The organism is Bradyrhizobium sp. INPA03-11B (genome assembly GCF_040446015.1).
GTDB lineage: Bacteria > Pseudomonadota > Alphaproteobacteria > Rhizobiales > Xanthobacteraceae > Bradyrhizobium > Bradyrhizobium macuxiense_A.
Genome location: NZ_JASGSR010000084.1, coordinates 21453 through 35887, shown reverse-complemented (window position 1 = coordinate 35887; position 14435 = coordinate 21453). Strand labels below are relative to the sequence as shown.

Annotated in this window: 10 protein-coding genes and 1 pseudogene; 7 read left to right on the top strand and 4 right to left on the bottom strand. The window is 58.5% G+C overall.

Annotated features, from left to right (window positions below):
* Positions 1-861: 861 nt before the first annotated feature.
* Positions 862-1596 (top strand): outer membrane beta-barrel protein, encoded by a 735-nt coding sequence (locus QMZ05_RS28530; protein WP_353703784.1) that lies wholly within the window; start codon positions 862-864, stop codon positions 1594-1596.
* 403 nt (positions 1597-1999) lie between these two features.
* On the opposite strand, the gene QMZ05_RS28525 is transcribed toward QMZ05_RS28530, so the two are convergent.
* On the bottom strand, positions 2000-2725 hold the full coding sequence (locus tag QMZ05_RS28525) for a LuxR family transcriptional regulator (protein WP_353703785.1): 726 nt from the start codon (positions 2723-2725) through the stop codon (positions 2000-2002).
* A 324-nt stretch (positions 2726-3049) separates the two neighbouring features.
* On the opposite strand from QMZ05_RS28525, the gene QMZ05_RS28520 reads away from it, so the two are divergent.
* The gene (locus QMZ05_RS28520) at positions 3050-3304 is read left to right on the top strand and encodes a hypothetical protein (RefSeq protein WP_353703783.1); all 255 of its coding nucleotides are present in this window, start codon (positions 3050-3052) and stop codon (positions 3302-3304) included.
* A 50-nt stretch (positions 3305-3354) separates the two neighbouring features.
* Here QMZ05_RS28520 and QMZ05_RS28515 read toward each other — a convergent pair whose 3' ends face one another.
* From QMZ05_RS28515 to QMZ05_RS28505, 3 genes and pseudogenes are all read right to left on the bottom strand, one after another.
* Positions 3355-3567 (bottom strand): hypothetical protein, encoded by a 213-nt coding sequence (locus tag QMZ05_RS28515; RefSeq protein ID WP_353703782.1) that lies wholly within the window; start codon positions 3565-3567, stop codon positions 3355-3357.
* A gap of 448 nt (positions 3568-4015) precedes the next feature.
* Positions 4016-4762, bottom strand: coding sequence for a hypothetical protein (locus tag QMZ05_RS28510; protein WP_353703781.1), 747 nt, complete (start codon positions 4760-4762; stop codon positions 4016-4018).
* Between the two features lie 1364 nt (positions 4763-6126).
* Positions 6127-7512 (bottom strand): annotated as a pseudogene (locus QMZ05_RS28505) (trehalose-6-phosphate synthase); the annotation flags it as partial.
* Between the two features lie 619 nt (positions 7513-8131).
* Between QMZ05_RS28505 and QMZ05_RS28500 the strand changes: the two are divergent.
* From QMZ05_RS28500 to QMZ05_RS28480, 5 genes are read left to right on the top strand one after another with little or no spacing between them, the layout of a single operon-like run.
* Positions 8132-11287 carry a DUF2169 domain-containing protein gene (locus tag QMZ05_RS28500; RefSeq protein ID WP_353703780.1) on the top strand — a complete coding sequence of 1052 codons (3156 nt, stop codon included), beginning with the start codon at positions 8132-8134 and terminating at the stop codon, positions 11285-11287.
* Complete coding sequence (locus QMZ05_RS28495) at positions 11277-12353, top strand: pentapeptide repeat-containing protein (protein WP_353703779.1); 1077 nt, start codon at positions 11277-11279, stop codon at positions 12351-12353. Before QMZ05_RS28500 ends, QMZ05_RS28495 begins: the two co-directional genes overlap by 11 nt.
* Positions 12354-12356: 3 nt before the next feature.
* Positions 12357-12764: a DUF4150 domain-containing protein gene (locus tag QMZ05_RS28490; protein ID WP_353703778.1), complete on the top strand. Its 408-nt coding sequence runs from the start codon at positions 12357-12359 to the stop codon at positions 12762-12764.
* A 35-nt stretch (positions 12765-12799) separates the two neighbouring features.
* Positions 12800-13756, top strand: coding sequence for a hypothetical protein (locus QMZ05_RS28485; RefSeq protein ID WP_353703777.1), 957 nt, complete (start codon positions 12800-12802; stop codon positions 13754-13756).
* A gap of 17 nt (positions 13757-13773) precedes the next feature.
* On the top strand, positions 13774-14430 hold the full coding sequence (locus tag QMZ05_RS28480) for a DUF3540 domain-containing protein (protein ID WP_353703776.1): 657 nt from the start codon (positions 13774-13776) through the stop codon (positions 14428-14430).
* Positions 14431-14435 lie beyond the last annotated feature (5 nt).

Sequence of the window (14435 nt, the reverse complement as noted above, 5' to 3'; positions counted from 1 at the left end):
GGTCATTGAAGGTCGAGTAGCCGTCTTCGATGCAGTCGATGATGCTCTTTGTTTCTGTCAACTGACCGGAGGGAGCGCCGGTTCGTGCTTGTGCTCTGCATAGACAAATGCCGGCACTCGGCCCGGCACTGCTCAAAGCACCCTCCATAATTTGCTAAACGAGTGTGGTTCGCGCCGTTGTCGAGTGGCCGCCAGTTTTCTCGGCGCGGAATGACGCTGCCTTTGCCGCCATGACTAAGGCGCGCTACCGCATTGCTATTCACCCGCCAGGCACCGCAGGGCCGAGAGGACGAACTCCGTCCTCTTCACCGCTCGCCACTGAACCGAGCGATGCACCTAGCTCGCTCTTCTGATTGGCGACTGCGTCGACGCGTTAGATGCCGATAGGAACGTGATCTGTCACACCCCGGGGTCATTCATCTTTCTGGCACGATCTCTGACGCCTGCGAAGGATTTCGACGGTAGCTTACGGCGCCCAACCGCCGGAAAATGCCGCTTACGGGCAACCGGCGAATGTTTCTTCCGTTTAGGACTCGAGACGTCGTCCTCGTCCGCATGGTGGAGCAGGCGGCATGTCGATTTCTCAAGAAAGAGCGTCGGACGATTTGTTCTACCCGCTACCTCTTCCAGGGCATAGATAGCCGTGGTGGTCCCCAACCACCTTCAACTCGTACTGCAGAACGCCCAACGACTCATCCGATGAACGGTGACGACTGAGTGCTTCATGCCGGCTCAACAACCTCCCGCTACGTGAGATTAGGGCCATTTCTCGCGATGACATGTTGTGTTGGAGTTACAGCAATTCGCGGTGATGTTGCTAATACGCACAGCGCTGGGGCAATGGAAAGGAACGAAACTCGAATGAAGAATTTGCTGCTTTTGACTGCAAGCATCATCGCGCTTAACGCGGCGGCGCCCGCATTTGGCGCTGATCTCGCTGCGCAGCCTGTCTTCACCAAGGCGCCACCGCCGCTAGTGCTGCCTCCAGCGATATATGACTGGACCGGTCTCTATATCGGCATCAACGGTGGCTGGGGGTCGAGCCACAATTGCTGGGATTTCGCAGCAACCACTCCCGAAGGCTGTCATGACGCGAACGGCGCCACCGTCGGCGGTCAGGTTGGTTACCGTTGGCAGGTATTCAATGTTGTCTACGGCGTCGAAGCCCAAGGCAACTGGGCCAACTTCAGCGGCTCCAATATCAGTGCCGTCTTCCCGTCAGACAGTAATCGTACCAAGATCGATGCTTTCGGCTTGTTCACAGGCCAGATCGGTTACTCGTTCAACAACGTACTGCTTTTCGCCAAGGGTGGCGCTGCGGTGACCAACAACAGCTATCAGCTCAGCACGGCGGCCACTGGCGCGGAGTTTGCCAGGAGCGACAATCTCCGTTGGGGCGGCGCCCTTGGCGCTGGTCTCGAGGTCGGCTTTGCACCAAACTGGTCATTTGGCGTCGAGTATGACCACCTTTTCATGCAGGACAACGATATCATCTTCACCGCGTCCGGTGGATCCGGCGATCGCATCCAGCAGGATGTTGATCTCGTCACTGTTCGGCTCAACTACAAGTTCAGTCCGGCAGTCACCAGATATTGACCTCTGCACGCTTCGCGTCGCGGACCCGAGAGCCCCGACCTTTGGCCGGGGTTCTTTCTTCAGATGCTTCTCCCGTGCGGCACTGGGTCGTCGGCTGCGCTTCTAAGCGCCACTCTTCGAAATTGCGCAAAGCCTGCTCTGTGCGCGACCCATCTCGGCTGGCCATCACGAGGAGCTCGTCAGCGTCGCACGCCGAAATGAAACACCGAGCGCCTGTTGCACACCGGAACCGGTGGTGGTCTAGGTCGGAGGCCAGCCGCGACCGAGCAACGAACCTGGCTCAGCTGTCTATTTGCGGGGCAGCATTTCGCCGCAAACGACGACATCACAATTTCCACTCGATACCATCATCATTCAACGCCGTAGCTTCGCTCACCCAACATGAACGGCACTCCGGACGAATTCAGATGAGATCGAGGCGCATTGTCATAACAATAGCTTGGACGCGGCTGGTTGCGCCCAGTTTTCGCATCGCGTTCTTGAGATGAAAGTTCACCGTATTCTCGCTGATTTGCAGTATCACGCCAATTTCCCACGACGATTTTCCTTCTGCGACCCATCGCATGCAATCTAGCTCCCGCTCCGATAGCGTCACTTTCCTATTGCAGCTACTCTCCGAGGGACGCGCGATCTCCACATACGCTGTGTGAAAATGCCAGGCCAGCGCGTTGAGATGACTTATGCGATGCTGAGGATCAGCATCATCGGACCGAGACGCAAATGATACCACCGATAGTCGGCCCAATGGTCCAAACAATGGCACACTCATGCCATGCTTCAAACCCGCCTCTCTGGCCTCGGCGAGTACGCGCCTTTCGTCCGGCTGTAGCTGATATTGCTTGGCGAGTTGATCCCACAGAAATGGCCGCGAATACATTGGTGCCCGCCGGACCACCGGATCGATTGTATGGTACTTGCGTTCAAAGTATCGGTCGCACCAGTCAGGCGGCCAGTTTACGGCCACCGAGGGCGGTGGATACTCCGGTAGACGGAGCGGCTCCACGAAATTGAGTGCGCCGTAAGCGACTTCGCTGAATCCCTCCTCGGTCGCGCAGTTCACAAGAAGCTCGAACAGCGCTCTGAGGGATTGCGTTTGATTCGCGCATTCCGTGAAGCTGAAGAGATGCATCTTGGGCGCCTCGGGATGCCGGTCCAAAAAGCCGGTGTTGCGCCGTTCGATCGAGTTCGTTTCGGGCGGAGCTAAGTTCCATTCCATCATCTGGACTCTTGGCTTCGCTTTTCGTGGGGTCTGAACGCTCGCGCGTTAGGGCGAATGCTCGTCCCGAGCTGCTTTTTCGCCGCGGCAGGTGCCCCTGCCGCGGGCGCGCGCACCAAACAGCGGGCCAGCACCGGCGGTCCTCGAACCAAGCCTGAACGGCGGCCCACGACCGCCGCACGGATATCCGTTCGTTCTCCGCTCCGCTCGCCGATGATACGACCGGCGACGAGGCTGATGCCGGCCAAATCGAAGATCGCCGCGTTCCTGTCTGGCTTGATGGCGACCATCCGGCTCTGTACCTTCCATCCTGAGCTGTATCGCGCCGCACCTCTGGCGGACACGCAATCCTTCTGGTCGCTTGCAAATCTGCCCGATCAGCCGATCGGAGCTGATTCTATCTTTCTGCAAAAGCTGACGAGGAAGGCATCTTCAGGTCCGAGTAGTAGTGCAAGCTTGCATGCGTTCGAACGATTGGTCAGTCCGGTTTGACAACAGCGCCGTCGGCTAAGGCATCGTCACAAGCCACCGAACTTGGCGAATTAGGTGAGGTACAGCGCGTCGACCAGTTCGGCGATACCGCGCTCCACCTGCGCGCTAATGAGGTCGACGCTCTGCTCGCGAACGAAGATGGCATCATGCGGGCCATAGTCGTGCCCGATCCCACAGATCCGCATCACCAGTCCGCAGCTGGCCGGCATCGTGCTGGCCGCGGCGAATACCGCGGCGGGCAGCCCGACTTGATCGTCGCGCACGGTCAACGCCTTGCATGCGGAGTGCGCAGCGTATGATGGGTTCAGACGGGTGGCTCCAACGCGAACAACTCGTGCGGATTGATAGTGGTTGGCCCTCTCGTGCATGACGCGGTTGGTCGGAGGGCGTACCCAGACCTACCCAAGATCGGGAGGCCTGCTTGGTGTGTAGAACACTTTGCATGTGCATCTCCATTAGGAGAGGACCCTGCAATGCAAACAGCAAGTGCCGTACCAGTTATGGCGCTCGCAAGAATTAGGTTTTGGGACAAGAGCTTGAGAGGATTGGAAGGATTTTCCGTATCAAGTGCGTTGAAGCAATCGCGACATCAGGAGGAAATGCGACACTACCGTGTAACTTAGTTTGATCCAGCGACCGCGACTTGATGTGGTGCTTCCAAACAAAAAGCCAGATCGGCGGGTTCACTTCGCAGGTGCGACGGCGTTGCTGTCAATTTGGCTGACGGTTATTTCCGGCTTGCTCTGCTGACGTGAGCGGCTTGGCAGCATTTCTCAAGATCCTGGCGTGGCAGTTGGCAAGCAACTCCTTCGTGTACGCCGCGCCGAAATAGTCCAGAACGAAAGTGCCAGTATAACTCCTGTCGTCTGTAATGCCGCTGATCAGGCTCTCGAGGATTACGCCAACTTCGCTGACGCGATCGCAGTAGCGGGCGCGGATCACGTTAACCGCATTCATTGAATGAACCGCCTCGTCGGCAATCACTTCCCTCAGCCAACGCAGAAAACGGCTATTCCCAAGTCCGGTATAAAATTCCCTCTCCGCAGCATAGGCGCGGCAGGTACACATTTCGTCAAATGCGATCATAACGATGAGAGAGAACTCGTCCTTCAGGAACTCGTTGATTGCACTAAAATCATGCGATCGAGCGTCCAATCTTTCTCGAAGATCCGCTTCGGATCCACCGGCGACGAGTTCCATGATTTGGATGAAGCCGTTGGTATGCCGCTCTTCGTCTGCGGCCCAGGCATTAAAGAACGCCTCAGCTTCGTTGGTTTCGATTAAGTTACGGATGCACAGCTCATTCTGTAAATGCCTCGCGTCATATTCCGTATACAATTCAGGCCACAATCTGTCCCAACGTGCGCGAACAACCGATGGTGCAGCGGTAAACATCGCCGGCGTCAGAGCATTGAATAATTCTTTTGGACTCCAGTCCCGTCGAACCGGCGCGATCATCCGACTACCTTGAATTGCGAAAGACGCGAGCGATCCGGCGGACGCATTTCGCCCCCAATGCTCGAACCGCATTCTTGCAACACGCAGAGTATGCTGTCGCCCCCTCGTTTTGGGGGGATGCAATCTTGGGGCATACTCCTTCCGCCTCCCCTGCTACTGGCGACTGCAACATCTTATCTTGCCGCGCAGCTATTCCCCTCGAGGACCCCCCTCGCAACATCACCTCTCCGCGGGATTCGGTACCGCGCCCGGCGCGAGCCTCCAGCCGCGCTGGATTACCTTTTCGTGGCCGCGGATCGCCATAAGTAACCGATTTCATGAAAAGAGATGAAGCAGAGTGCTGACGCGCAACACAGGCATATCGCATTGCGCCAGCGTGACTACGAAGGAGTGCCCGAAAGGAATTCAAGATGAGCAGCAGCATCCGACGCTTTGTTAAAGGAGGTGTGCTGCTCGGGCTCGGCGAAGACGGCGCCGACCCAAGGCGCCCCGACGCACTTTGCTGGGATGGAAGTGCGCCGGGTCCGCCCGACCATCATCAGTACATCCGTGATGATGATGCCAGGAATGAAACAAGCAGCGTGGCGGAATTTAGGCTCGTCGCTGCTTTAATCCTTGCGTCCAAACATTCCGTGTGCGGTCCCCATAAGGGGCTTGAACCGCACGTAGCGTCAGGTTGTACGATCGTAACGCTGTCGCGCGGTCGGACACTTGGGTCCCCTTGGCTGAAGTCGAGATCGAGCTCCGCGGGCGATTTGGCGCAATGGAGATACGGGCGCTCAGCGAAACGCCGGAGGATCTAGCCTTCTTTGTCTAGGGCGGGCGTGACAATACCCTTCACTGAAGGTCTGTAGTGATTGCCTGTTGAGTCGAAGAGCCTAGTCCGCGAGGGAGACAGCTCTTGCTCTTCTTACGGGTCACCCAACCGGATTTCCGCATCCTGCCGATCTTTTTTGGTCGGGTTGCAGTCCAGCCCCTCTCGTTCAGCCGCCTTTAAGTCGAGGGATGAGATAAACCCCAACGCCTAGCGGATTGTTCGGAGTCGGTTTGGTCGTCCCGCCATAGCCCGCCGAGTAAGCATAACCGTGGATGTAGAAATGTGGCGTCTGCCGGTATGGCCTTGGGAGGGCATCTATTCTGTTCAGTGCATCGACTACACGCCCCGGAGCCGGTTGGAGACCGTGAGTCCAACCAGCGCCTACGATAGATGTCAAATCTTCGATTGGGACCCCAGCCGGCGTGTCGCTTACCAGATATAACAACTGCCGCGGCAGCTCCGAATGGCTCGAAGTCGCAGCTGGGTCGTGCTCGAACGTCGGTTTCGAACCACGCGGCGCCGCTATTTCTCTCGGAATGGACATCCCAGCCGCTTTTTCGGCCCGGATGTCCTTGAGCTCCACAATGAAATCTGAGAACCATTGTTGGATAGGGTAGCCGCGTAGCTTTTTTATCATGCGATTCCAGCGTGAGGAGCGCTCGTAAGGCGGCATCGATATCGCCCTCGAAATCGCACGCGACATATCCTCGATGTCGTACGGATCGACAAGAAGCGCTTCGTCTAGCTCTTTGGCCGCGCCTGCAAATTTCGACAAAACCAGCACGCCAGGATCATTCGGGTCTTGGGCGGCGACATATTCCTTCGCTACGAGATTCATGCCATCACGCAACGGCGTCACCACGCCAACCTTCGCGATGCGGTAGAGACCCGCGAGTACGGACTGACTGAAGCCTTGCTTAAGATAGTGGATCGGAGTCCAGTCGTCGGCGGCATAACGGCGGCTAACATCGCGAACAAGGTCGGTAACGAAGCTCTGCAGATCGCGATAGGCCTTGATGCTGCTGCGCGACGGGTTTGCGATCTGCAGCAGCGAGATGCTGCGCGGCCGCTGGGCCCACAAATGATCGAAGGCTTTGACGCGGTTGTCGAGGCCCTTCGAGTAGTCGATCCGATCAACGCCGATCGCAAGATTCCCGCCATTGAGGCTGTTCCGCAACGACGAGACGAAGGGATGCGAGACCGCCTGCTCGCTATACTGCGCAAACTTGTCCACATCGATTCCGATCGGAAATACCCGGCATCGGGTCCGGCCGTAGCTTGAGATTACAACAGAGTTCTCGATTTTCAATCCAAGATAAGGGCCGACATAGTTGATGAAATTTTGTCGATGCTCATCAGTCTGGAAGCCAATCAACTCATAAGCGAGCATCGCCCTGATCAGTTCGCGATGATATGGCAGATTGCGGATCGTCGCAGGCTCCGGCCATGGCGTGTGCAGGAAGAAGCCGACGGTTTTCTTGATATCGACCTTCCGCTCGATTTCGAGCTTGCGCAACTCGGCGCCTAGCGCGAGGAAATGATAATCGTGCACCCAGAACGTTGTGTGATCGCGAAATTGGAGCAACTCGTCCGCCACAATGGCGTTGATCTCCCGATAGCTGGGATAGTCGAGGTCCGAGATATCGATCAAGTCAGGGCGCGAATGCAGGGTCGGCCACAGTGCCGAATTGGAAAATCCCTTGTAGTAACGGCTGAAATGCTCGGCAGGCAGATCCAATGTCACCAGCTTTCCTCGGCCGAGCGCCTCGACCGAGGGCTCCTTCAGACCGCCGGAGTCCGTTTGATCCGGGGATCCTACCCAGATTGCTCCGGATTGCTCCACAACAGGGAGAAGGGCCGCGGCAAGGCCACCTGTCATTGGTTCGTTGGGCTTGCCGCGGCTAACGCGGTTCGAAACAACAACGAGGTCCACAGATCACCTTCTTGTTCCGCCGCTCCTTGGATTCATCAAAGGCTTGATGCATCGTTTCAAGCAAATGAAGCGAACCAAATTCATGCGCGCATCGGAGCTCAATTCTCTCGCTTGAAAGAGCTTCTTTGCACGCACTCTTCGCAGTGCGTCACTTCGGGACGTCGTAAGACTCTGGGTAAGACGCTAGCGTGGTGGCCTTGTTAAATGCTCAATCTGGCAACTGGCAGGAGCCACCCGACGGGCACATGGTCACTTGGAAGGCTGCGCGCAAAGATCAGCATGTTCCTGCGCCAGCTTGCGTACGAAAGAGGACCGAAGCATCCGTTTTGGAAGGGCATCTGCTTTGTGAAATCAACGCAAGCTCCCTTACGCTGCCTTGTGCTTGCGCTCGAGGCGAATCCGCGGCGGTCAAGGAGCCGCGCAAACAAGTCGCAGATCTCGACGATGCGGTCGACGACCACAATCTTCCAGCTCAGATCGTTCATGTACACCACTGGGGCTGATCTTGATGCCCACCTGATCTGGTAGGTGACACAACGACGCGTCTGCTCCGCTGCACCGTAAGTCCGTCATGCTCGAGACATACGGCTAAGAGGCGAAAATTGTCTCGGCGGGTTTCATGCCCATTCTTGTAAAGCCACGCACACTGGGTCTGTTGTCCAAATGCGAGCGTCGTCCTCCCGGGGCAAGCCTCATCATTTCCGCCTTTGCGATGTTCGACCTGGCCAATCCGGGCTCCGACCGCCTGGAAGGCGAGCAGGACCTTTGGGTTATGGCTGCCAAGGAGCTTCCGCCCGGCAGCCCTCTCGACATCGGCATGCCCAAGCCGCAAGCGGAGGTGCTCGTCGGTGGACATGCCGCGGCACCTCAGGGGCGGCCGATCGAGCGCATGCTGTTGGGCTGGAAGCTCGGACCCATGCAGAAGCGCCTTCTGGTGACCGGCGACCGTTATTGGCAGATGACAGGCGCCGGCTGGCGACCGACAGCCGCTCAACCTTTTCGGCAAATGCCGCTCACGCGGCAACGCGCGTTCGGCGGGCCCGGCTACGCCGCAAACCCGCTCGGCGCCGGCCATGACGCCCTTCACCGTGGAGCCGCCGGCGAGCTGGTGGCCCTGCCCAACGTGGAGAGCCCCGAGCATGCGATTCAATTCATCGACACAGTCGCGCCGCCCGCAAGTTTCGGACCAATGGCGCTCGATGACAGGAAGCGCCTGCAATACGCAGGCACCTATGACAGCGCGTGGCTAAAATCGCCGGCCCCCGCTCTGGCGACCGATGCCGATCCACGGCTGTTCATGTTTGCACCGCCGGACCAGCGCATGGCCGGCTTTATCTCAGGCGGAGAACCCTACGCGCTGCAGAACTTCGCCGCCGAGCATCCGTTGATCGAAGGCCGCCTACCGGCCTTTCGTGTGCGCTGCTTCATCGGCTGGCGCGATGCGAGGCGTGGCGTCACAGAACTGCAGACGCGCATCGATACGCTGTGGCTGTTTGCCGGCGCCCGCCGCGGCGTCATGATCTACCGTACTGCGATCGCCGTGCACGAATTGGATGGCAGCGACGTCGGCGACATCATGGTCGCTTACGAGCGACAGAGTGAGGCCGCGCGGCCATTAGATCACTACCACAACGTCCGGCAGCTGCGGCTCGACCCGACGACGGCCGCGCGCTATGCCTTTTCGGAACATCAACTTGCCCCTGAACTCTCGGCTGCTGAACGCGAGCGCCGCGAAGTCCGGCGCCACGCGTTGGCCGACGAGCGCGCAGCGCGGCAGTCGGCGTCCATGCGCTGGACGCTCGATCAGGAGCTTGCGCGCTTTGACCTTCCGCCTTCGCTGCGCCCCACGATCGAGATACCGTCGATCGAACCGTCGAGCATTCCGGAACCGTTGCCGGAGGAACTCGAGAGCGGCGAGATCGATCTGGCCGCGATTCTCGACGCCTTGGATGCGGTGCAGACCAAGGCGGAATCCGACATCGAAAAGCTCGCCGCTCAATACGAACCCTTGCGCGAGGCTTATGAAACAATTGCCGGCGGAAATGCCACCTCGAGCGATATCGACGCCTTGCTCGCCATGATCGGCAACTTGGACGCCGCGCAGTCGATGGATGCAAGCTTTGACCAGGCCCCACCATTTCCTTCGCTGCCGCCGGACACAGATCCGGCCGTCATGCGCGATATCGAAGACAAGCTCGCGCGGGCGAAGAACTGGCGTACCGAAATCCTTGGCGCTGCAACACATCCGCCCGATGAGCAAACGCAATTCGAACTTGCCCGTGCTCGCTTCCTTAACCTGGCGGCTGGACGACCGCTCGAGCCGATACGCAACGCGATATCGGACAACGTTCTTTCACCTCCTGACATCCCGGCGCCTATGCTGCCGGAAGCAACTCAGAACGTCTCGCCGGAGCCGACCCCGCGCCTGACGATTGACGAGATACTGGCGCAAATCGAGAACCCCGGGATACCACCCGACGCCGGCAAACGTCTGCGGACGGGTCTTGCCGAGGCTGAAGCCGCGCTCAGACACATCCTCCCCTCACCAACAACCGATGACCGCCCGCCGTTTGAGGCGTTGAGCGCAACCCATCCTACTGCGATCACTGGAGAACCCGAAGCAGCGATGAGGGCGGCCGAAACGGAATCGACGGAAGCATTAACCGTGCTGCGGGCGGAGATCGACAAAGCGGAAGCTCAGCTGGCAGGCGGCGTGGCCGCTGCAAGGCTCGCCTCACCCAAGCCGCTCAGGCCTGAAACGATGTTGGCGCCAGCTGTCGCGCGCGCTCTGGGAGATGTGATGGAAGAGGAATTCCGGCGCGGCGGCACGATTGCCGGTCGCGATCTGGCCGGCGCCGACCTCTCCGGACGGAGATTTGCGAACGCGGACTTCTCCGGCGCGTTTCTTGAACGCGCGAAGTTGAACGGGACCAACCTCGCCGGCGCAAGGCTCATGAAAGCCGCATTGTCCGGCGCAGCGCTCGTCAACGCTGATTTAAGCGCGACCGACCTCACTGATGCAAATCTTGGTGAAGCCGACTGCCGCGGAACCCGGTTCGCAGGCAGCCAGCTTGTTCGCACCAATCTGCTCGGCACGCGCATGGCCGGCACATCATTCGACCAAGCGCACCTCATCGAGCTGCAAGCCTTGCAGGTGCCGATGATCGGGGCAACCTTCCGCTCTGCACGGCTAGATCAATGCTCTTTTATCCAAGCCGCCCTCGATAACAGCGTTTGGGAGAACGCCGTCCTCCACCGGACGCAATTCATGGATTTGTCGCTGTCCGGTGCAGGCTTTGCCCGCGCGCGGCTGGAGCAAACCTGTTTTCTCAAGGTGGCAGCGCCTCAGCTCGATTTGAGTTCCTCGCAATTCGAACAAGTCAGCTTCACCGGCGATATCGATCTACGAAACGCCCGCTTCGGCGGCTGCAGCGCCGAGGCGCTTTCGTTTCAGGCGGCCAACCTCAGCGGCGCCGATTTCACTATCGCACGGCTCGACGGCGTCTATTTCGGCAAGTCGATCTTGTCGAACGCGACCTTCCGGATGACGTCGCTCAAACGTGCGGTCTTCACTGGCAACGATTTGCGCGGCACTGACTTCTATGCCGCCAATCTGCTCGAGGCACATCTTAATCAGAGCGACCTGACCGGCGCCAGTCTGCGCCATGCAAATCTCTATGGCGCCGACCTGATGGATTCCACCTTGGTCGCCGCCGATTTGAGCAGCGCTAATATCGACCGCACCGTCCTGATGGTCAGGCGCCATGTCAATTGATCCGCTATTGCAGTCGGTCGCCCATAGCATTCCGGTACGCGAGGCAAACCTCGATGGCCAGATGCTTTCTGGATTGCGCTTGAACGATGGTGTTGTGCTGAGCTCTTCTTTTCGCAACAGCAACTTCACGAGTGCGCGCTTGACCGGCATGATGTTTCAAGATTGCGACTTCAGCGGCGCATCGTTCGCCGACGCTTCTCTTGAAAATTGCATGTTCGTCAGTTGCCGCGCTGGCGGCTCTAATTGGCGACGGGCACGCCTCGTCCAGTCGACAAGCATATCATCGGATTTTGGCCATAGCGACTTCAGCGAGATGAAATTCGTCCAGACGACAGCGATGCGTTGCGTTTTGGCGCACGCTGTCCTGCGCGGCGCCACCCTGTCCCAAAGCGCCATAATGGATTGCGCGCTTTCCGATATCGTGCTCGACGGCGCCACGCTAGCGAACGCCGTCATCACGCGGGCCGACCTGCGTAGCGCGCAGTTCGCCGGGATGCGTTGCGACACAATTCTTTTCTCGGAATGCGATTTGTCGGAGCGGGACCTCACAGGCCTGACGCTTGCCCGAGCGAACCTGAGCGGCGCCAAACTGGACCACACAAACCTGTCCGGCGTCGACCTGTCTGCCTCGATTTTGACCGGTGCGAGCCTCGTGGGTGCCGACCTCTCGGGCGTAACTGCTCCAAACACACTGTTTGTGAGGGCGGACTTACGAGCCGCAAGGCTGCGTAATGCCAATTTGACGCAGTGCGTCTTCGTTGATGCCCGCCTCGACGGCTGCGATCTCTCTGGCACAAAGCTTGAGATGGCAGTCTTCACGCGCGCTTCGGCCAAGTCCGCCTCGTTTGCTGCTGCTGATATGTCCTATGCGCTGATGCACCATGCCAAGATCAATGGCAGCGACTTTTCCGGTTCTCGCTTTCTGCGCACTGACCTTCATTGCGCGTCGACGGAAGGCTGCCTGTTCACGGCCCAGCATGGTAGCGCGCTGCAAACTGTCCCTGAACGCGCTGTCGCCGAGCTCTACGATCCAAGCCGCATTATCCCTTTCCACAGAGCGTGCTGAACGATGCCCTTTGTCAATGCAAATGGCCCGATGCCGGCCCAGGATCTCGGCTTTCCCGACGTCTGCAACACACCATCCGGTCCGGCCGTCGTGCCCGTCCCCTATCCAAATATCACAATGAACACGATGGCCATTCCCACGCAGTCTCGTTGCCTTATCATGTGCATGCCTGCACACAACATGACGACCGAGCGCGCGACATCAATGGGTGACAACGCGGGTGTGGCCCTCGGCGTCATGTCTGGGCTTGTCATGGGTCCTGGCCGCGCCAAGGCCGGATCGGACAATTTGTCCATCGGGGGGGCACCGGCAACCAAAATGGGGATGCCGACAAAGCAGAACGGTGCGAGCCCGAATGCGTTCGGATTTTCGATATCGCCCTCTCAAATCCGCTTGATGGCGCTACGCTAAGGCGCACAGGGTCATATGATCAGGGAGCCTCCACTATGCCAAATGCCTTCACGCGACTAGTCGTTCCAGAGACGCCGATCTCTCCGCTGACGAAGTCAACCTATCTGCGTCTTGGCGCCTATTCGAGCGAGGAGGCAAACATTGTCACCGGACTGACGACGACTGTTGACGAAAGCCCGACTGCAACCAGCAAGCAGGGAAGCGACAATGCCGGCATACTTGCCTTCACCAATCAGGACTTGCAGGCAAATGTCGAAGGCGCGGCACTGATGAAAATCGGTAGCGGTCAGACCACGGAGGTCACGAACGGCAACTCCCATCATACGGTCGCTAAAGGCACCTATGAGATCGCCGCTGAAAATGGGGTATCAATCACCGCTGGCGCTAACGGGACGCCCGCCGACATCACTTTGACGGCCTCGAACCGCATCAAGGTGATCAACAAAAGCCACAAGTCGGAGACCAACGGCGGCGACACGGAAAAGCAGACGATGGGTAACACCAAGGAGTTCTTCCAGGGAACCAGATTCACCTGCATGAAAGGCGCAGTCACCACACTGACGATGGCCCGTAGCGTGTGCCTGTTCTTCGGAGAATCGTTCACGTTCAAAGTCTCCCGCGAACGTTCGGTCAATCTCAGCGATATGATCTCTGTAACCATCGGCAACAAAATCGAGTTTGTCAAAGGCAACGACATCAAGCACGTGATCGGCAATTCGACCAAGTCTGTCTTTGGACCCGATTACAAGTCGGCTGATAGTGACACCAAGATCCTCAGAACTAGCGATTTCAAACTCGCGCCGGTTGACGACTTCAAGCGGGTCGGCCGCGACGGCAAGGTCTGCAAAACCAGCGTGTCCGTAGTTGAAGAAGAACTGAGCAAGGGACAGTTACGCACCGAGGAGCACAAGATTGTGAGGCGAGAAGCGGAGATCATGTCGAGCACCGGCAATGAGGAAGTCATACAAAAGAAGTCAATCATTTTCATGTAGGGAGCTGGAGAGCAGGAATGACGATGACGTTCCGTGCCACAAACACCGACGTCCTGGCGATGGCCGAGCGCTTGCTTGAGCCTGGTCATCACACTGCCCGTGTCGTGTCGGTCAACGACGATGGCACGGCGGTGGAGGTCGACGTCGCTGGCGCTCGTCACACGGCGACGGTGGCTGTTGGCTGCCTGGTCCGGCCTATTGCTCAAGACGTGGTTCTGCTGTTCAGCGTGGCGGAGCAGGCCTTCGTCTTGACCGTGCTCGAGCGAACGGATTCCAGTTGGGGCACGGTCGGTCTACCGGGGGATCGCAGAATGTCGATCGATGGCGAGACCATCACCATCGCCGCTCGCCAGCGCATATCATTGCGCGCCGATAGCATCGATCTGCAGGCTAAGCTGTTTGCCGTGCTCGCGAACAAGGGGACTTGGATCGGCAAGCTCTACACTTTGATCGCGGACCGTTTACGGAGCTCGGCTGGCATCCAGGAAGCGAGCGCCGATTCGCTTACGATAAAGGCGGTCGAGCGTGTCGCGGTGATCGAACGTATCGACTCGTTGCAGACCGAAACCCAAGCTATTAAGGTCACCGGGATCGCCTCCGAAACGGCCCATAGTAAGGTCATCGCGGTGAGCGAGGATCTCCGCCTCGACGGCAAACGCGTGACGGTTGCATAACGCGC